13 protein-coding genes are annotated in these 19,657 nt (G+C 58.4%); 10 read left to right on the top strand and 3 right to left on the bottom strand.

Annotation, left to right across the window (positions count from 1 at the left end):
• Positions 1–2: 2 nt before the first annotated feature.
• Genes VHE12_08515 through VHE12_08525 form a run of 3 tightly spaced genes read left to right on the top strand, consistent with a single transcriptional unit; the run spans position 3 to position 2,619 of the window.
• Positions 3–488 (top strand): acyltransferase, encoded by a 486-nt coding sequence (locus VHE12_08515; GenBank protein HVZ80826.1) that lies wholly within the window; start codon positions 3–5, stop codon positions 486–488.
• Positions 485–1,513 (top strand): Gfo/Idh/MocA family oxidoreductase, encoded by a 1,029-nt coding sequence (locus VHE12_08520; protein HVZ80827.1) that lies wholly within the window; start codon positions 485–487, stop codon positions 1,511–1,513. The genes VHE12_08515 and VHE12_08520 overlap by 4 nt, the downstream gene beginning before the upstream one ends.
• The gene (locus VHE12_08525) at positions 1,510–2,619 is read left to right on the top strand and encodes a DegT/DnrJ/EryC1/StrS family aminotransferase (GenBank protein HVZ80828.1); all 1,110 of its coding nucleotides are present in this window, start codon (positions 1,510–1,512) and stop codon (positions 2,617–2,619) included. The genes VHE12_08520 and VHE12_08525 overlap by 4 nt, the downstream gene beginning before the upstream one ends.
• On the opposite strand, the gene VHE12_08530 is transcribed toward VHE12_08525, so the two are convergent.
• Positions 2,616–3,347 carry a glycosyltransferase family 2 protein gene (locus VHE12_08530; GenBank protein HVZ80829.1) on the bottom strand — a complete coding sequence of 244 codons (732 nt, stop codon included), beginning with the start codon at positions 3,345–3,347 and terminating at the stop codon, positions 2,616–2,618. The genes VHE12_08525 and VHE12_08530 overlap by 4 nt on opposite strands.
• 223 nt (positions 3,348–3,570) lie before the next feature.
• The gene (locus VHE12_08535) at positions 3,571–3,702 is read right to left on the bottom strand and encodes a hypothetical protein (protein ID HVZ80830.1); all 132 of its coding nucleotides are present in this window, start codon (positions 3,700–3,702) and stop codon (positions 3,571–3,573) included.
• A 466-nt stretch (positions 3,703–4,168) separates the two neighbouring features.
• Here VHE12_08535 and VHE12_08540 point away from each other — a divergent pair, with 466 nt between their 5' ends.
• Positions 4,169–4,480 carry a hypothetical protein gene (locus tag VHE12_08540; GenBank protein ID HVZ80831.1) on the top strand — a complete coding sequence of 104 codons (312 nt, stop codon included), beginning with the start codon at positions 4,169–4,171 and terminating at the stop codon, positions 4,478–4,480.
• Positions 4,481–4,495: 15 nt separating this feature from the next.
• Here the strand turns inward: VHE12_08540 and VHE12_08545 are convergent, their stop codons facing one another.
• Positions 4,496–6,040, bottom strand: coding sequence for a glycosyltransferase family 39 protein (locus VHE12_08545; protein ID HVZ80832.1), 1,545 nt, complete (start codon positions 6,038–6,040; stop codon positions 4,496–4,498).
• Positions 6,041–6,401: 361 nt separating this feature from the next.
• On the opposite strand from VHE12_08545, the gene VHE12_08550 reads away from it, so the two are divergent.
• From VHE12_08550 to VHE12_08575, 6 genes are all read left to right on the top strand, one after another.
• The gene (locus VHE12_08550; protein ID HVZ80833.1) at positions 6,402–8,813 is read left to right on the top strand and encodes a glycosyltransferase family 39 protein; all 2,412 of its coding nucleotides are present in this window, start codon (positions 6,402–6,404) and stop codon (positions 8,811–8,813) included.
• Positions 8,814–9,072: 259 nt separating this feature from the next.
• The gene (locus VHE12_08555; GenBank protein HVZ80834.1) at positions 9,073–10,080 is read left to right on the top strand and encodes an NHL repeat-containing protein; all 1,008 of its coding nucleotides are present in this window, start codon (positions 9,073–9,075) and stop codon (positions 10,078–10,080) included.
• A gap of 83 nt (positions 10,081–10,163) precedes the next feature.
• Positions 10,164–12,575, top strand: coding sequence for a PA14 domain-containing protein (locus VHE12_08560; GenBank protein HVZ80835.1), 2,412 nt, complete (start codon positions 10,164–10,166; stop codon positions 12,573–12,575).
• A 16-nt stretch (positions 12,576–12,591) separates the two neighbouring features.
• Positions 12,592–15,066, top strand: coding sequence for a glycosyltransferase family 39 protein (locus VHE12_08565; protein ID HVZ80836.1), 2,475 nt, complete (start codon positions 12,592–12,594; stop codon positions 15,064–15,066).
• A 77-nt stretch (positions 15,067–15,143) separates the two neighbouring features.
• Positions 15,144–17,519, top strand: coding sequence for a PA14 domain-containing protein (locus VHE12_08570; GenBank protein HVZ80837.1), 2,376 nt, complete (start codon positions 15,144–15,146; stop codon positions 17,517–17,519).
• Positions 17,520–17,918: 399 nt separating this feature from the next.
• Positions 17,919–19,631 (top strand): glycosyltransferase family 39 protein, encoded by a 1,713-nt coding sequence (locus VHE12_08575; GenBank protein ID HVZ80838.1) that lies wholly within the window; start codon positions 17,919–17,921, stop codon positions 19,629–19,631.
• The last annotated feature ends 26 nt before the right edge of the window (positions 19,632–19,657 follow it).

Below are 19,657 nucleotides of genomic sequence, written 5' to 3' on the forward strand. Positions count from 1 at the left end.
CCATGCCCATTTCCCCATCGGTCAAGCTCGGCAAGAACGTCGCGATCCCCCAACCCGACCTGGTCAATCTCTATGGTTGCGAAGTCGGCGACGATTCCAAGGTGGGGGCTTTCGTGGAGATCCAAAAAGGCGCCCGGGTGGGCCGCTCCTGTAAGATCTCGAGCCATAGTTTCCTGTGTGAGGGAGTGACCCTTGAGGATGGAGTTTTCGTGGGACACGGGGTCCTCTTCACCAATGATCCCTATCCCCGGGCCACGACAGGGGGCCGACTCCAAACGGAGGAAGACTGGAAGGTCGTACCCACCTTGATCCGGGAAGGTGCCTCCCTGGGGAGCGGGGCGGTCATCCTGTGCGGCTTGACCATCGGCCGGGGCGCCCTGGTGGGTGCGGGCGCGGTGGTGACCAAGGACGTGCCGGACCATGCGATCGTCGTGGGGATCCCTGCCAGGGTGGTCGGCGACACGCGTGACCGGAAGGGAAGATCATGATCTCCATTGGCGTGGTGGGCTACGGCTACTGGGGCCCTAATTTGGTCCGTAATTTCATGGAGAATGAAGATCTCCAGGTCACGATGGTCGCTGACCTAAAGCCCGAGAACCTGGCCAAGGCCAAGAAACGCTATCCTTCATTACGCACCACATCCCGTCCTGAGGATCTGTTGGAGGACCCCTCCCTGCAGGCGATCGCCATTGCCACGCCGGTTTTCACGCACTTTGACCTGGGCTTGAAGGCCTTGAAGGCCGGCAAACATGTCTTCATGGAAAAACCCTTGGCCTCCAATTCCCAGGAGGCCTACCAATTGGTCCAGGAGGCCGCCCGGAGGGGATTGGTCCTTTTCGTGGACCACACGTTCCTCTACACGGGGGCGGTGCGCAAGATCAAGGAGATGGTGGCTACGGGGAAACTGGGAAAGGTCCACTATTACGATTCGGTCCGCGTCAATCTGGGGCTCTTCCAGCACGATATCAACGTCCTCTGGGACCTGGCGGTTCACGACCTCTCCATCATGGACCACTTGTTGGACCGGAGGCCCACTGCCATCTCGGCCACCGGCATCGCCCATGTGCCCAAGGAGCCGGAGAACATCGCCTACCTTACCTGTTTCTTCGAGGATGACCTGATCGCCCACATCCATGCCAATTGGTTGGCGCCCGTCAAGATCCGTAAGACCCTTATCGGAGGCGATAAACAGATGATCGTCTATGACGACGTGGAACCCACCGAGAAAGTGAAGGTGTACGACAAGGGGATCACCCTGACCGGTGATCCGGAGGGTCTTTACAAGATGCTGGTCAGTTATCGGCTTGGAGACGTTTGGTCCCCCAAGCTGGATACTACGGAAGCGCTGAGCCTGGAGGCGGACGCTTTCGCCGAGGCGATCCTGAAAGGGTCCCGCCCCCTCTCGGATGGCGTGGCGGGGCTACGTATCGTGCATATCCTGGAAGCGGCCTCCCGGTCCATGGCCCAGAAGGGCAACCCAGTGACCCTGGACTGGAAGCAATTCGGCCTATGATCCCTTACCTGGACCTGAAGGCCCAATACCGTTCGATCCAAGCTGAGATCGGGGAGGCGGTAGCCCGTGTGCTGGAGAGCGGACATTATGTCCTGGGGCCCGAAGTGGCCGCCTTTGAACAGGCCTTCGCCGCCTATTGCGGGACACGCCATTGCGTTGCGGTCAATTCCGGTACCAGTGCCCTGCAAATGGCCCTTTTGGCCGCCGGCGTGGGGCCGGGGGATGAGGTCATCACCACGCCGCTCACCTTCGTGGCCACCGCCGCCGCCGTCCTTTATGTCGGCGCGAGGCCGGTCTTCGTGGACGTCGATCCCGCCACCCTTAACCTGGATCCGGCCAAGGTCATTGCGGCCGTCGGTCCCCGGACCAAGGTGATCCTGCCGGTGCATCTCCACGGCCGCCCTGCCGAGATGGGTCCGCTCCTGGATATCTCGGACCAAAGTGGCATCCCGGTGATCGAAGATGCCGCCCAGGCCCATGGAGCCGAATACAAGGGGAAGCGGGTGGGCGGCCTGGGTTTGGCGGGTTGTTTCAGCTTTTACCCGGGCAAGAACCTGGGGGCCTACGGAGAAGGAGGGGCGGTGACGACCAATGATGAAGCCCTGGCCAAAAAGGTCCGGTCGCTTCGCGATTGGGGGGCCGAGAAACGTTACCATCACGATCTAGCGGGGTTCAATGGACGCATGGAGGCCTTGCAAGGGGCGATCCTGGGCGTGAAGTTGAAATACATTGAGAAATGGACCGAAGCCCGACGGGGTCTTGCGAAACTCTACGACGAAAAGTTGGAGGGGCTTCCCCTGGCGATCCCCCGAAACCCTCCCCATCTACGGTCGGTCCATCATGTCTACGCGGTGCGGGTGGAAAAGAGGGACGCCCTCCAGGAATTCTTGAGCGGCAGGGGTATCCAGACCAACATCCACTACCCCATCCCGGTGCATCTGCAGAAGGCCTACGCCCATTTGGGACATGGGCTCGGGGAATTCCCCTTGGCCGAAAAAGCCTGTTCCCAGCTCCTTTCCCTGCCCCTTTACCCCGAAATGACCGGGGCCCAAGTGGATGAAGTGGTCGCGGGCATAAAGGAAGGGTTGGCGATGGGGAAGGGCTAGCGTCCGGGTTTGAGCCGGTAAGTCCAGAAAACCCAGGCTAATTTGATCGTCTCTACGGCGGCCCGGTAGACGGATCTCGGGCTCGCTCCCTTGGCCTTTCCCCCGACGCGTCGGTGGTAGATCGAGGGAACTTGCAGGGCCCGGGCACCGTCCGCCAACAGTTTCGCGCAGATCTCGCTCTCGATCAGGGAACTTTGCAGGCGCAGGTCCAGCTTCGATAACTTACTGCGTTTGTACACCTTTACCCAATTCACGTCCTTTAGTTCCATCCCCAGGACCAGACGATTCATGGCCCGGTTGGTCCGCGATAGTAAACGACGGTAGGGGCTGTAACCGACCTGATTTTTCCGGAAAAAGGAGACGAAAGTGTCCTGGTCGACCCGTGCGAAGGGAAGCAATTCCTCCACGTCGAACTGCCCATCAGCGGGGACCGCACAGACATTCTCATAACGGGCGTTTAAATATCCGTCCCGGAGGGTGCGTCCGATGCCCTGGTTGACGGGATGAAATAACGCGCGGGTCCCTGGGGTCGCCCGAACGAAGCGCCGGATGATCCGCGCCGAACCATCCGTACTCCCGTCATCCACGATCAAGAGCTCCTTTTGGGCGCCCGCGATACGGGAAAGGACCCTCCAGGACGATCGAGCGACCTCTTGGACCGTGGCCTCCTCGTTATAACAAAAAAGGACGATGGACCAACTTTGTCGGGGGCGGCGGGTGGAGGACATGTCGGTCCAAGTTTAAAAACTTTTCGATGATCCGCCAACTTCATTCAGGAAGAGGACGCATATTCCTTTTCGGCCCCCGAAGGGTGATATATGCTACTGCCCGACGCATCAGACCGGTCCGGAAGGAAACGTCATGGCGACCCGAAAGAAGGCCACGCGAAGGGCCAAGGTGAAATCGACCTCATCCCCTGTCTCCGTGGTTCCCACCGCTTCCCCTATTTTTTCAGGCATGGCCGTCGCCATCATCGTCCTGCTGACGGTGGTCCTTTACGAGATCATCATCCATTTGCACCATACCCAGCCCTTCCACGAATTCCGGGTAAGGATGCTGGCCCGTGTCCTGGGTGAGCACCAAGCCTGCGGACCCTTCGAAGGGTCGGGCATATCCTCCCTCGGAAAGGACAGGATCGTGGTGGGGGATTCCAAGAATGGCCGTCTGCTGGTCTTTGACCGCAAGGGGAAATTGCTGAACGTCTGGGGAAATAAGGGGGATGGTCTTTTGGGATTCCGGGATCCTTCGAGTATCATGCCTGACGGTCATGGTGGGATCTATGTGGCGGAATCGGGAAGGGACCTTCGGGATATCAACGCGGGCGGCAAGGTGGCCCTCCAGATCCCCTTCTCGAAGATCACCGGGACCGATGGCCGAACCATCCTTTTCGACGGGGAACGACTGTTGTCGACGGACACGGGGAACGCCCGAGTTGTCTGGATGACCCCGGATACCAAGCACAGCGCCTCCTGGGGGGGGCCGGGGGGACGGCCCGGGTCAGTTCCAGGAACCGACCGTTTTAGCCACCGACGGACAGCGCCACTATTTCGTGGCGGATGCCAAGAGCGGGCGGATCGAAGTATTGGACGAGAACGGCGGACCGGTCCGGTCCATGGTTTGCCAAGGCCGGATCATCGCCATGACGGTGGACCGGAAAGGCCGGGTCTACGCGGCCACCGATGTGGACACGGGTTCGGTCCAGGTCTTCGGACCTTCGGGGGAATCCCTGGGTGTCCTGAGGGACCAGGATGGTTTCGGCGAATGGTTCTCAGGTATCCGTTCGATGAACATGGGTCCCGACGATACCCTTTTGTTCACCGCCTATAACCGGGCCTTCCTCTTCCAAGTCCCCGGGAATTGAGCCGGTCCCGGAAGTTCAGTCCGCCCTGTTGACGGTTTCGCGATCGAAGAACCGGCCTTCCCGCCTCAAACGCGCCTCAAGCTCCCCACCGCGCCGCACCAATAGGGCGTAACGCTTGTCGATGGGGTAGTACCTCCAAAGATCGTAATCCTTGAAATAGGTCGGCCGATATTCGGCGTAAACGATGTTGTCCAGTACGACCAGTTGGGGTTTGTGGGCCGCCTGATCCGCCAGGAACCTTGAATTCAACCGTTCCGCCAAAGGACCGATCTTGAAAGGATAGATATAGGTAAGTCCGGTGGGGGGATCCGCCTCCGCATAGAAATAAAGGGGCGTTTCGTTGCCGAAGTGGAGGAAAGTTTCACCAGGCTTGAGGATGCCCTTCAACGAATGGGCCAGGTCGTAGGCGAGCAGGAAGTGATCGTGATATTTCCGGTCCGACCATTGGTGCGAACTCAATGAATAGAAACCGACCTCGTGAGGAACGATGAGCCAGAGGCAAGCCAGCGCCGGAAGGGGTGTTAGACCCTTCAACCAGCCTCCCACCACGACAATGGCCATACCCCCACCCAGGGCCAGCAGGGGCAGCCATAATTGGTAATAATGGGGCAGGAACTGGCCTGAACTGGCCACGAAGAGGAAAGTGCCGGCCAGATAGGCCAAGAAGAAGAGCCATAGGTTTCCCAAACGCCGCAGACTTCCCAGCGCGGCCAGGACAATGAGGACGACAGTTGGGCCAAGGAACCGGCTGAAATCGGGGAAGAGGTTCTGGGGCCAAAAACCCATGGCCAAGTTCACCAAGGTCGGCCTTTGGGTGGAATAGAACTTGTTGAAGACGAAGACGGCATCGTAGAAATCTTGGAACCGACCCACGGCGAAGAAGTAGAGGAAGCAGACCGCCCAAAGGACCAAGGAAGGGATCAGGAGCCAAAGGAAGGACCTTAGGGCTTGTGAAAGCCTTTTACCCCCCCTTTCGACCGTCCAAATGACGGCCGGAAAAAGGATGATATAAAGGAAGGCTTGGGGTTTGTAGAACCCCGCTAGGGCAAGGAAAGATCCGGCCAAGGCGAGGTGCCGCGAGGTCCTTCCATCGGGAACGATATAGACCAGTGTCCATACCAAGGCCGCATTGATGAAAGTCTCAACATTTGGTTGATTGGCCTCGAAGGACATGTCCGAACAGATGCAGGTCCAAAGTGCGGCGGCCCAGAATCCGGCCTGGGGACCGAGAGTGGAAGATCCAAGGCGATAGAGCCCGACGAGGGTCAGGATGGTCCCCAAAAGACCCAGAAAGAAGAATTCCTGCTGACCGTAACCGGTGACGAGTTCCGCCAGGGCATAGGTCAAATGGATGGCGGGGGGCTTGTGGTCCCAGAGATCGCTGTAAAGAACCCGGCCATGGAGCAGCCCGTGAGCGGTCACCGCGTAGACCGCCAAATCCCTTTCGATGGGCTCGTCGAAGGTATGGAGCCGGGCGGCCGAGATGATGGAGATGAAAGCCAAGAGGGCTACCCAGTGCGGCCAGAGGGCATGGGATTTCAAGAGGTCTTTCGTCGGCATGTGGTCCCACCTTTCCGGGCGGCGTTCCTTTAAAAAGCGCGGTCCCTCCGCGCATCAAGGCGACCCTTTATACCACAGACCCAAGGACCCTGCATGGCTTCCCCGTGGGACGGTACGCTGCGAAATTGATCCATTCCATAAAGGCGATGGGATAGAATGACGACCGTTCGCGTCGATGCGTGTCCAGAACAAGTTGTCGATCCCAAGCGGGGAGTCCATCCGATTGCCTTCCCTTCGAACCCATAAAAAAACGGGGCAAGCCGCTAAAAATAAAACAGCTTTGTGGAGCCATCCTTGGCTTTCTTGGATGCTCCGGAGGACTCCTGGTTTCGATCTAGGCCAAGCCACCCTCTGGATCCTCTTGGGCGCGATTTTCATCGGTTTGGGCCTTCTTCAAACCGATCGGTTCAATTGGCTGGGGCCTTCCCGTGTCCTTCCAGGACCCTTTTGGCCCTTCCTGTTGCTGTTGGGAGCGGGTTTGGCTTGGAGGGGTTTCCGCGGCCTTTCGTTGGACGAGATCCGGGGCGACCTGTCTCGTTCCCTTGCCTACCCGGTCCTTTTTTCCATTCTGACCCTGGCGGGCTTCCTGAGATTCGTCCGGGCGGACCAGGCTTACTTGGCCTATTGGAACGACCCGGCGAACTTCGTCGGATTCGCCGACTATATTGCGGAATTCCATCGCTGGATGATCATCTATCCCGGAGGGGCGACCGAACCCCTTTTCCCGGATGTGGCTGGTTTGATCTGGTGGCTCTTTCCAGGGTTGAAAGCCCTTTTCGTCATGAGGTTGGCGGCGAACTTGATCAGTTTGACCGCATTGTGGGTCTTTTACCGGTTGGGCCGGGAGGTCACTGGAAAACGTTATGGCGGGTTGATCATGGCCGGTCTCGGGGCCGTCAGTAAACCCCTTTTGTTGCACGACTTGAGCGCCCAGAACGCCCAGACCCTGATCCTGAGCGTGAGCCTTTATCTTTGGTTCCAGGTCCGGGTCTTGAAGAAACCCGACCTGCGCCATTTCCTACAATGGGGAACGGTCCTGGCTTTCGGGCTCTACACCTACAACGCCATTCGTCCTTGGTACTTCTTCCTGATGGTGGCGACCCTCGCCTGGATCCTTTGGACCGTGTACAGGTCCCCGGGCCGTCCGTCACGTCCTGTTCGCTGGAAACCCGTTCCGCACCTGGAGTGGTCCGACCTTTGGTTACGCAAGGGCCCGGCTTGGCTCCCGGAGGCCTTCCTGGTCTTTTTTGTCGCCTTCTACTTTCTTTTCTATTTGGACCACGTCCTGTCCCTTTTTCATGACAACCTTCCCTCCCGTATCTGGGGTGGGAGCATGGGCGGGTGGGTGTTGTGGCAGGCTCTCCTGGGGCCGGTCTTTCTTCAGGCCGCGCGATCCTTTCCCGGACTCCGGGGTCGGCTTTACGCCTGGGCGGCAGGCGCCCTGGTCGCGGGGATCCTAAGTCATCCATTGGCATTGCATACCGAGGCGGCGGCCCGTATCGCGAACAATTCCTTATTGCCCAAGGATGCCGGGGGTTGGCTTTCCATCGGCTTTTATTCCGGAACTTTTCAACGCCTCCTGAACGCTGTCCGAGGACTGTTCCTGGGGATGTCGGACCGGGCGGACATGAACGTGGTCGGGGATCCGGTGCTGGATTTCCACGCGGCGGTCCTCGTCCTTTTGGGCCTGGTCTGGGTCCTTTCGCGCCCCGGCTGGTTGAAAGTCTTTTTCGTCCTGACGGTTCCTGTCAGTGTCGTCCCGTTCCTTTTCACGAATGATCCCCACGGTGCGAAGCTTTTAGGGGCGGTGATGCCGTTGCTTTTAGTGGCGAGTTGGGCGTTGACCGGATGGTTGGGAACCTATTGGGCGAAACCCCGCAGGCCCGTGCTGGGCGCCTTGATCCTCCTGGTCTTCCTAGGTTTTTGGGGTTGGGAGGCCCGCGCCACCTATGTGCGCGTCTTCGATAAATGGTGGTCCGATGTCGTCAACGACGACCTGCGCGTCGGGACGGAGGTCGACAAGCTCCTTCCTGCGGCGCGGGTCTATCTTGTGCCGGCCCCGGAAAGCCCCTACCGGTTCTTCGACGCGGCGGCCCAAGCCGTCCTGCATGACGGCCATCCGACCTATCTTTTCCAGGAACACAACCTCATTCCCATCCGGTCCGGCGAGGTCCGCCCGGACGTGGGGGTCGTCCTCTCCGGGTTCTCCAAAAAGACCATCGAAAGATTGAGGCGGGATTTTCCCCGTTCCGAATGGACGCCTGGTTGGCAGTATTACCAGAAGTCACGGAAGGAGACCCCGTTCCTTTACCGGGTCCGGATCAAGGCTTCGGATATACCGGAAAGACCGGGGAAAGCCTTCCAATTCCTGCCGGTCCATGACACGGATTGGGTCCGGAGCGTCTACAAGGACCGGCTGGGAATGCGTCAGGGTGTGGTGTTTTTCCAGGATGTTGCGCCCGGGCTCAATCCGCCCCCGGCGGGGGCGAAGGATTGGCCTGTTTCCGGCGAAGGGTTCTGGACCGCTCCGGCGGACGGCGAATACACCCTCTCGGTCAATTGTCCTGAATGGGTCAAGATCTGGATGGATGGGCGGGTGGCCCTCGAATCCATGCATCAAGGGGATGCCCGGCCTGTTTCCCATCGTGTCTTCCTGAAGGCCGGGGAACACCGGGTGCGTTATTCGACCTATCTCATGGTCCTGCCCGGCTTCGCCGCGGTGACCATTGAGAACCACGACTTGGGCTATCAAAAAGTCCTTGGTACTCCCTGAATATTTCCGAAAAAATAATATAAAAGTTCGTCGAACAAAGCCCTTCCCCTAAAGGGATATGATGCCGATGAAAAGGATCCATAGAAAGATGGGTCTATCGTTAAAACAGTTTTTGACAGCGGATTTTGTGGTATAAATCTCTCCTCATAAGGGACCTTTGGAGCTTTGTTGGCCCGTTGCCGGGGGCTTCCGCGCCGAAGGCGAAAATTTCCCCCGTAACAAGCGGCTCCCTGAACGTCCAAATCCCGATCGGAGACCCATGACCAAACGCACGAAGAAGAACAGATCCAAGGACAACAAAGGACGGAACCCCTCCGTGATCATCCCTCTGCTTGGGGGACTGGATCGCAACGTTTTGGTCCGCTCCGTTATCGTCGTTGCGGGCCTGATCTGCCTGGTGGAGGTCCTGAATCTTTATCATGGGGACGTGACGAAGGATTATAAGGTCCGATCGACGCTCAGCATCTCCGGGGCGACCGATTCATGCGGACATTTCAATGCATGGGGTGTGGCGTCTATTGGACGGGATAGGATCCTCGTGGTCGATCAAGGCGGGAACCGCTTGCTGCTTTTCGACCGCCAAGGCGATTGTGTCAAGTCCTGGGGCAAGGCGGGCAGCGGCCCGGGGGAATTCCACGAACCTTCGGGCGCGACTTCGGATGGCAAGGGTCACGTTTTCGTCATGGATACCTGGAACACCGCCATCAAGGGGTACGACGAGAATGGAAAGCAGGTCTTGGACCTGAACTTGGCCAACAAGAACCTCTATGGACCCCGGGGCATCGGCTTCGATGGGCGGGATTTCGTGCTGGCGGATACGGGAAGCCATCGGATCGCCCTGATCTCGCCCGACGGCTCGGTCGCCGCCACTTGGGGCCGCCGGGGTACGGGAGAGGGTGAATACCAAGGTCCCCAAGATGTGGCAGCCGATGGAAAGGGACATTATTTCGTGGCCGATACGGAGAACCACCGGGTCCAATGCCTGGACCAGGACGGGCGGGTCACCAAGGTCCTCAAGTTCAAGAAAGGGGTGGCCTCCGTGGCTGTTGACGCGAAAGGACGCCTTTTTGTTTCGACCAGCAACAGCGAGGGTTATAGCTGCATCAAGGCTTATACCATCCAGGGGGATTACCTCGGCGACCTGAGGGACGAAAAGGGCGGCCTGGTCCCCGGCGACCGGGGCCTGACCGTGACCCCTGAGGATACGCTGGTCTGTGCCGGCGGGGACCACGTCTATTTCTACCAACTGCCCGATAGCGTCCGCTGAACGGCGCCACCAACCTGAAGGCGGTCCATAACTTGGCCAAGGCTAGAACAGTCCGTCGGGTTCCCGGGCGAAAAGGTCGTTCCTTGGCCGGGGCGCCCAAGGGAAAGAGCCGCTCCGCTTCCTCGTCCCGTGCACCGAGCCTGGAAACATTCCTCCTTTTGATCTTGGGGACGACCCTGATCACGGTTTCCTTCCTGCAGTTCGAGGCCTTCCGCTGGATCGGGGTGCCATTTTCCCTGCCCGCAAATCACTTGAACTTCCTGATCTTCCTCGGGGCAGTTCTCCTTTTCTTGGGTTTCCGGGGGCTTCCTGAATCGCCGAATCGATCCGATGTGCCCCGGTGGGTCGTTTATCCTTTACTTGCCCTCTTCCTCGGCTTGACACTTTTCATGAGGCTCTACCGGGGAAATGCGGCCATGGGCCGTTATTGGGACGATCCGGCGATCTGTATCATCGATCCCTGTAACATCATGGAACTCCATATGTTCCGCCTGACATTCGCCATTGGCCATCGGGAACCGCTTTATCCTTATGCCGCTGCGGGACTTTGGTCCCTTTTTCCATCCATGTCGGCCCTATTGGCCCAACGGCTGACCTCGGCCCTTTTCGATACGGCCGCGGGATGGTTCTTCTATCGATTGGGGAGGGAAGTCACCGGCAAGCGGCTCGCCGGGCTGTTCCTGGCCGCGCTTGGCGCCTTCAGTAAACCCGAGATCATGCAGAACCTGGGGGGAATGCCCGGCTTGACCTTGCCTTTCATCGTAGGGTTGATCCTATGGACCCAGTTCCGGCTTTTCCGCAAGCCCGACCTTCCGCATTTCTTACAGTGGGGCTTCATCCTGGGGGCCGGGTTCTATTCCTATATCGCCTATCGCCCTTGGATGCTTTTTTTGGCGCTCACCACCTTGGGATGGCTCCTTTGGAAGGAAAGGGCCCGTTCCGTGCGTTGGCCTCTCCGCTTGCTGTTGATCGTGGGGGTGGGTGGGCTTTTCCTTTTCCTTCTTGACCGATTGTTCGTCATTTTCTTGGACAACCCCATCTCCAAGATTTGGCGGGCGAATCTTCCTGTCTGGCTCCTGATCCAGGTGATCTTGTTCGGGACCCTGGGTTATTACCATCGCGTTACCCAAGGGAAGGAAAGGGTCCTGGCGGCCTGGGGACTGGGTGTCCTGTTGGCGGGTTTCCTCGCCTATCCCCTGGCCATGAACGAGGAGATCGGGATCAAGATCCGCGACCTGTCCATCATCCCGAAGGACCCATCCCATTGGGTCGGGTCCAATTTCATCCATACCGTTTGGGAACGGGCCTCGAACTCCGTTCGGGACCTCTTTTATACCGGCGACGACCGTTCGGACATGAACGTGGAAGGGGACCCTTTCTTCGACCTGCAAGCGGCGGTCCTCGCCTTGTTCGGGTTGGTCTGGGCGGTTTCCCGGTTCTCTTGGACACGTATATTCCTGTTGGCCTGTGTGGGGGTGGGAATGGTCGGACGCATCCTCACGATCGATCCCACCAGCGCCAAACTGTTGGGTTCCCTACCGGCCATGCTCCTTTTGGCCGCCTGGGGCCTGGAAGAGTGGTCCACCCGTTTCCTTTCCGCATCGGGGATTCGGCGTTGGGCGGGGGTCCTGCTCTTGTTGGGGTTCACGGGCTTCTGGCTCTGGGAAGGGCAGACGACATTCACGCGGGTCTATGACAAATGGTGGCACATGTTCCGTCCCGACATCCTTGTTTCCGATGAGATCACGGCGCAGCTCCCCACCAAAAGGGTTTATATGGCCGAGTACCATGGCATGGGCTTCGCTTCGCCGGCCACTGAAAGCGTCATCCATGACGGTAAGTCGGTCTACCTGCTGGCGAAGCAGAACGTCATCGATGTCCTTCCCGGCGAGGAACGCCGGAATGTGAGCGTGATGGTCGCGGGTATGGACAAGGAATGGGGTCCGCTCCTGAAAAAAGAATTCCCCAAAGCACAATGGATCCCCAAGTGGGAGTACTATCAGGCCCCAAGCGACCTGCCGCTCCTGTATGACGTCGTCATCCCGGCCTCCCAGATCCCGGAAAGACCGGGGAAGCTCTTCCAATACCATGTGGTCCCGGAGAAAAAATGGCTCCGGCGCGTTTACGTCACTTATTTTGGGTTAGGACGCGGCATGATCCTTTATGAGGACAGCAGTCCGACCTTGAACCCGCTGCCGCCCGGGCTGGGGGCCCATTCCGCCTCCGCGGAAGGCGATTGGACGGCGCCCGCCGACGGGGATTATGAGTTCTCCGTTCGGAGCCCCAATCCCATCCAGTTGTGGGTGGATGGCAAAAAGGTCCTGACCTCCGTCTTCTCCGAATGGACCAATCCTTCGAATGTTTCCAAGACCATCCACCTCACCCGGGGCCCCCACCACGTTCGCTACCTTTCGTTCTTGAGGGTCAACGCTTGGTTCGAACAGGTGAATATCCGAAACCCCGAGGCGGGGGTCAACCAGGTGCTCGGACAATGACCGCGGAAAGGTGACCATGGCGAACCGTAGATCCCGGAAAGCAAAAAAACACGAAGCGCCCAAGGGCCGTGCCCGCTCCGCTTTCTCCCTGCAGAAGTTCGGGGCGATCCTCCTGGCCTGGGCGGCCATCCTGGCGGGTCTTTTAAGCCTTCCCAATTACAACCTATTGTTGCGGCCGGGAAATGCTTTCATCCATAACCAGATCCAGGTCTTCCCAAAGGACAATCTTTTCGCCCATTTGCCCGGGGTCCCTTTGATCGTCATCGGCTTCATCGCTTTGGTCGTCCTTTTCCGGCAAGCGCCGTTGTTCCCGGAGTCGGAAGGTGACCTATCCCCGTTGGCAGCCCGGATCGGGTTCTGGGCTTTCCTGGCCTTGGGCGGCTACCTGCGCTGGGAAAGTCCCCATCAACCCGTGGGTTTCTATTGGGATGATCATTACACCATCACCGCGGACATCCGCAATATGCTGGATTTTCACAAGTTCTTCTTCCTCTTTCCGGTGGGTTGGCGGGAGCCTTTCTTTCCCTATTTGAGCGCGTTCCTATGGCTTTTCGACCCCCGGGCCACCGGTCTGATCGTGGTGCTGTTGGCCGACATCCTCATCGACCTGGGGGCGCTTTGGCTCTTCTACTTGATCGGCAAGGAGATCGGCGGACGTCGGATGGGGCTGGTCCTTTTGGCGATGGGTTCCATTTGCAAAACCATGGTGATGGTCACCAAATTCGAATATGGGAACGACACGGCGGTGTTGGCCAGCGCGGCCGTCGTCCTGTTCTTCCTGCGGTTACTGAAGAAACCGGACCTGTCCCATTTCATCCAATGGGGCGCCGCCTTGGGCGCGGGAGCCTTCGCCTATGTGCCTTTCCGTCCTTGGACCCCCGTTTTCCTGGGTGCGGCCTTTCTTTGGCTCTTCCACGATCCCAAGGAAAGGAAAGTTGATCCTTATCGGATCGTTCTGGGGCCCGCCCTTCTAGCGGCCTGGGCCTTTCTTTTCGTTTACAAAAATTCTTTCCTCCCGGAGCAGAACGGTCTGGTGCGCTTGGTGGCGGGTCCAGGGGCGGTTCTCTTCGCCTTGCTGCTGGCATTCTCCTATGCGAAGGTGGCCATGCGGGAAAGGCGGAAAGGCTTCAGCAAGCTTTTTGGCTGGGCCACCGGGGCGATCTTGACAGCGCTGATCATGGCTCCCTTCTATTTGCATCCCCACTATTCCGAGCACGTAGCCGACATCTCCGCCTTCAGCTCGAAATTCACCGAGCCTGGCAAGGGCTGGCAAAAGGTTTGGGAGAACAATCTTTTCACGTGGAAGCTCCTTTTCGGTCAGGTGGACCACGTTTCGCGTCTTCCGGCCATTGGGGATTCCCTTTATGAATACATGGTCGCGGGTTGTGCCCTGCTCGGGTTAGCCTCTTTCGTCGCTCGACCCCAGTGGGTCACCGCTTTCATTGTTTCCCTTTTTTTCGTCAGCACCACCGCCGGGACCCTATCCAACGGCCCCCATTCCTTCCGCTATGTGATCTGTGACCTGCCACTGCTCCTGACCGGTGCCTGGGGTGTGAACCGCCTCTGGAACGTTTTCAGGAGGACCCGGCATCCTCAATGGATGAAACCGGTCCTGGCGGGGGTCCTTTTCTTGGGATTCGTCTGGGAGACGATCCAGGACCATAAACTTACCTGGGAGTGGATGGCTCAAGAGGCCCAGAACACGATCGTCTGGACCCATGCCCGGAGCGAAATGCCCGACCACCGGGTCTATATCGTCGAGCACAATCCTGGGTTCTACGCTGCCTGTGCCATGGAGGTGTTGGCCGACGGCTCCGACCTTTTTCAGGCGACCGATTCGAACAGCATCGATCTGACCCCCGACGAGAAGGGCAAGGACTTGGCCATCTTTGTGTGGGGGAGGGACACGGGAACCCAAAAGCGGATCGAGCAGGAGTTCCCGGGAGTGGTCTGGAACAAAAAGACCTATTACCTCCAAGGGGATGACGACGTCCCCTATCTTTGGTGGACCCGGGTCCCATTCGACCGGATCCCGGCGGATCCCAAGGCTTACTTCCACGTCCGGCGGGTGCCCTCAACAACCTGGCGGCGCCGTTGCTACGGTTATTATGGCCTGGGCCGGGGCCTCATCCTTTACGAGGACCGGGTGGCCCATTGGAATGACGATCTCCCGGACCATCGATTCATCGATTGGAACAATTCGATGCGAGTGGAGGGGAATTGGGAAGCGCCGGAGTCGGGGAAATACCACTTCAGCCTGCGCACCGGGAATGTGATGCGTTTTTTCATCGACGGTAGGAAGGTCCTGGAAATGGAGCCTGATCATAGTGGGGTCCGCGCCTGCGACCTGGAGCTTTCCCGAGGCCCCCATTCAATCGAAGTGGTCACCGCTTTCGCTTCCGAGCATCAAGTCCCGATGGTCCACGTGACCTTGCCTGGCGGTTCCCAAGAGATGCCCTTGGATCAAATGACCGCCAACGTGGGTCATTGACGATGCCTTCTCGCCGCCATTCCCCTCGGGCCCCTCGTTCTGTCCATGCCCGTAATAAGCTAAAGACCGCCCGGTCGATGAGAACGGATAAAAAGCTGAGCGCCGGGATCTTTGGAGGGATCCTGGTCTCCTGGGCTCTTGTCCTCTTGGCCCTTCTTTCCCTTCCGAATGCGAAATTCGTGTTCCCTTATGCCGAATGGTTCGCCCATCTTCCCTTCTATCCTTTCTTCTTGATGGGCTTCGTGGGATTGGTCTATTTCCTTCGCCAAGTCACGGAGGCGTCCCATGAGCCGGATCTGGGATCAAGGTGGAGCCGGCCGATCTTCTTCCTGATCCTCGGTGTGGGAGCATTGTTGAGGCTCTACGATCTGCATCGTCAGACGGGTTGTTACGACAACGACCATTGGATATACGCCAATGAGGCCCTTCAGATCATGGTGGCGGGGGATCGGCCGGTCCTATTGCCCTACGGTACCCGGGAACCCCTTTTCGCCTATTTTTCGGCCGCCCTTTGGTCTTTGGCGCCCAAGACCACGGCGATCGTGGCCATGCGCCTCTCATCCGTGGCTGTGGACCTGCTCATCCTCTGGTCTTTCTACCTGTTGGGAAAAGAGGCGGGCGGGCGCCGTGCGGGATTGATCCTGATGGCCATGGGAGCCTTGAGCAAGACCCTTATCCAGATCTCGAAGATCAATTTCGGTTTTCACGCCGATGTCCTGGCCTGCGCCTTGGCGGTCCTCTTCCTTTTCCGGCTACTCAAGGACCCCAAGCTCCGCCATTTTCTCCAATGGGGCGGAGCCCTTGTACTGGGTTCCTATATCTATGTGGCCTTCCGGCTTTGGACGCCGGTCCTGATCGGGGGAGTGTGGCTCTGGTCAATGGTCCGGCCCCAGACACGGCCCCAAGGGCCGTTGCCCGTGGCTTTGGCTTGGGCCGTCATGATCGCCTGGAGCTTCGCCTTTTTTTACGTCAATCGCACCCTTCCCCATGAATGGGGTTGGGTCCAGTTCTTCGGGCACGGAGGGGGTTTCATTCTTCTTGTCCTGGTCTTGGTCGGACTCTATGTCAAGGTCGGTTTGGATGGCCGTGGCAGGGAACCGATATGGAAATGGGCTTCGGGCGCCCTCTTGACGGCCTTGCTCCTGATGCCCCTTTGGTCCCAGCCTGGTTATTCGGATCATCCAAATGAAATGGTGATCTTCCATCCGCGCTTTGGCCTGACCCAGTGGGAGGCTTGGAAATACGTCCTCCACAACATCTGGACGGGTTTCCAGATGATCTTCAGCTATGATCCCGAGAACCCCTTTTGGAACCTGCCGCCCATGAAGGGGGATTCTTATATGGATCTTTTCGTCCCAGCCTTCGGAACAGTGGCCTTGGCCGCTTTCGTGGGGCGACCCCGGCTGATCCAGGCCTGCGTCCTGGGGCTTTTCTGGGTCGGTTATGCTTCTTTTTTTGTCACCCATGGGGCTCATTCGAACCGGCTCATGGCCGCCCTCCTACCTCTCTACCTGATCGCTGCCTGGGGCGCTTACCGTCTTTGGCAGGTCTTCCGTTCCTCGCCCTTGGCCCATGGAAGGGCCTGGGGGACCGCCCTATTCATCCTTTGGGCGGGTTGGACCCTGGTGGCGAATTATCGGATCCTCGAGCAATGGATGGCCATGCGCTGGCCGGATGCTTTGGCCCAAGATGTCCTCAATACCCCGCCTTTACCCCAGGATCGGGTCTATTTGACCCCCAATGAAGGGCATTTTGGCGAAGGGACCCTGGATCTGGTCTGCGAGGGGAGGGACGCCCATCTATCCTTGGCTTCGAATCCGATCGACCTGGTGGAGGGGACCCGGGGTAAGGATTTGGCCGTGATCATTTGGGGTGGGGATGATCCCATCCGTGAAAAATTGGAACGGGCATTTCCCGGCGGGACCTGGCATGAAAGGAAAAGTGAATGGCCCATCACTTCCTTGAAGTGGATCACCGTTCCCTTCGACCGATTGAAAAGGGATCCCAGGGATTATTTCTATGTCCGATATACTCCGGCTTCCTACTGGTGGAGGCGTTTCTATATGGGACTCGGACTGGGACGCGGCATGATCCGATTCGAGGATCGGTCGGCCCGTTGGAACGATTCGTTGCCCCCTTCCTTTGTGCGGGGAGAAAACACGGGACGGATCGACGGAACTTGGATGGTGACCCGTCCTGGTACCTATGAGATCCGTTTCCGGACCAGTTGCAACACCCAATTGTGGCTGGATGGCAAGAAGGTGCTGGAAATGCAGAGGGCCGTCGGGGATCTCGAAAGAAAATCCAGGTTGGAACTCTCGGCGGGACCGCATGCGGTCGAGCTCTTGACGGCGTTCACTTTGGAGCATTCCTTCCCGGCCGTTCGGGTCCGTTCCTTGGAAGAGGGTTGGGACCGGGAATTGGACGAGCTTTCCACTCCCGTGGCCCGTTGAAAAAGGGATAAAATCCTGGACCGTTAGGTCCTCGCCGTCTTGGAAGGAACGCGCATGCCGAAAACGAGCCGGACACCGAAAAAGAAAGCGGCCACCACCCGATCCGGTCCCCGGGCGGGGGAAAGAATTTCACCCGTTCCAGGGCGGTGGAATGGTCGTTTGCCCGCACGCTATGCCCTTCCGGCCGGACTGATCCTTTCCTGGTGCGGGATCCACCTGATTTCCGGCTTCCATCCGAACTGGGGGATCGGCGCCCCTTGTCAGGTTTTGGCGGCCTTCCTTATCTACCTGTCTTTTCCGGTCCAAGCCCCGATCCGGAATTTTTTACCGAGCGCCCGAAAGGCCGGGGCCCCCTCCCGTGGAGGGGCGTCCGTCGCGCCGTGGGGACTCCTGGGATTATTGGCGGGTTCGATCTGGATGCTTCATGTGGGCCAAGCCCTCATTGGTTGGAGCTTGGCTATCGGGACCTTTGTCTGGGCCTTCAGGGTGCAGAGTCGTTGCGCCACTTCCCCCGACCGTTCGTTCCGTTTCTCGGCCCCCGAGGGCGCCTTGCTTGCGATCGTCCTGCTCCTGGCCGCCCTGATGCGTCTTCCTTTCGTCGGGACCCATGTAACGGGTCTCCAAGCCGACGAAGCGAACAACCTTTCGGACGCCTTTGAGGTGGCCTTCGGTGGGTTGATACGGTCCCCCTTCGTTACCGGATGGGGAGGGACTCCGACCTTTCCCGATTACATCGTGGGAGCGGCCTTCAAGATATTGGGGCCCGAGTGCTGGGTGGCCCGTTCTGTTTCGGCCTTCTTTTCCCTGGGGGCGATCTTCTTTTTCTTCAAATGGTGTCGTTTCTGGATGGGACAGGCGGCCGCTTTGGTAGCTTCCTTGCTGATGGCCGCCTCTTGGTGGTTCCTTTATTTCAGCCTTTCCACCTTCCACAACAGCATCCTGTTCTTCGCGGAGGTAGGCGCTTTTTATACCCTGGAAAACGGGTTCCGGACGGGACGGAGGGTCTATTTTGCCTTGGCGGGCCTCTTCGCGGCGATGTGTGTCATGAACTACGTCAACGGGCGGAGCATTCCGGTCATGATGGCCCTGACCATCTTGGGCTATTCGGCCGTGAAGGGATGGGATTTCCTGAAGGGTTATTGGAAGCAACTTTTCCTGGTCCTGTTCGCTTTTTTGTGGCTGGTCGGACCTTATCTGATCCACGCGACCCAATATCCAGGAGAGGTCTGGGGAAGGGTGCATGCGGATTGGATCGCGGCCCACGCCAAGGAAACCGGGAACTATTTTTTCCTTCCGGTCTCCTATTTTTGGACCTTGACGACCCTCTGGGCCCCCAACACCCAAGTAGATACACGGTTCGCTTATTTCGATCCTTTCCTGGACCCCTATACGGGTGCTTTGGCCATGTTGGGCATTGGGACCTGCTTGTTCAATCTGCGGAAGTCCCTCTCCTGGGTGTTGTTGCCCGGCCTTTTCATGGGTCTTTCCGCCAATGCCTTGGGACATTATGATTCGCCGATGGCCTATGTCCACTCGGTGAGACTTTCCGCGATCATCCCTTTCGTCTTTTTGGCGGTCGGAAACGGGTTCGATTGGTTGGCAGGTTTCTATCGATTGTTCCCCAAGCCCCGCTGGAACTGGCTCGGTTGGTCCGCCTCCGCCGGCTTGGTCCTGGCAATGGCCCTTAATTTGAACGTCATCTTCGGACATTTTTCCAAGGATCGCTCCACTTGGGGGGAGAGGGGACTGAAGTACATCCAGGAAGCCAAGATCCTAAACGACCATTATCCCCAAGACCAGTTGATGGTCGAATCGGACTGCCTTTCCTCGGCCGTTTATTTCCTGACGAAGGGTGGGGCCCGGTTCAAGATCTATGGGATGGATCCTCCGATCCCAATCCCCTTTGAGGCAAAGCGGAACGTCATGTTGGTCTTCGAACCATGGAGGTTGTCGGACGGCGGAAAGGCCCGCATCCAAAAGACCTATCCGAAGGCCGTCTGGACCGTCTATCAGTCCCCAATGGGCGATCCCTTCCTGACGGGGGTGGAGATATCTTTGGAGGATGTGCTGGCGTCTCAAAGCGGGATGGCTGTGACGGAAAGTCTTCCTTAAAAAGGGGAGTCGAAATGGCGTCCACG

Source organism: bacterium (assembly GCA_035549195.1).
GTDB lineage: Bacteria > Oederibacteriota > Muellerivitia > Muellerivitales > Muellerivitaceae > DASZRK01.

Bases quoted from the DNA above. Each gene is read 5' to 3' on its own strand.
- VHE12_08515 (HVZ80826.1), top strand. From the start codon at position 3: ATGCCCATTTCCCCATCGGTCAAGCTCGGCAAGAACGTCGCGATCCCC.
- VHE12_08520 (HVZ80827.1), top strand. From the start codon at position 485: ATGATCTCCATTGGCGTGGTGGGCTACGGCTACTGGGGCCCTAATTTG.
- VHE12_08525 (HVZ80828.1), top strand. From the start codon at position 1,510: ATGATCCCTTACCTGGACCTGAAGGCCCAATACCGTTCGATCCAAGCT.
- VHE12_08530 (HVZ80829.1), bottom strand. From the start codon at position 3,347: ATGTCCTCCACCCGCCGCCCCCGACAAAGTTGGTCCATCGTCCTTTTT.
- VHE12_08545 (HVZ80832.1), bottom strand. From the start codon at position 6,040: ATGCCGACGAAAGACCTCTTGAAATCCCATGCCCTCTGGCCGCACTGG.
- VHE12_08555 (HVZ80834.1), top strand. From the start codon at position 9,073: ATGACCAAACGCACGAAGAAGAACAGATCCAAGGACAACAAAGGACGG.
- VHE12_08565 (HVZ80836.1), top strand. From the start codon at position 12,592: ATGGCGAACCGTAGATCCCGGAAAGCAAAAAAACACGAAGCGCCCAAG.
- VHE12_08570 (HVZ80837.1), top strand. From the start codon at position 15,144: ATGAGAACGGATAAAAAGCTGAGCGCCGGGATCTTTGGAGGGATCCTG.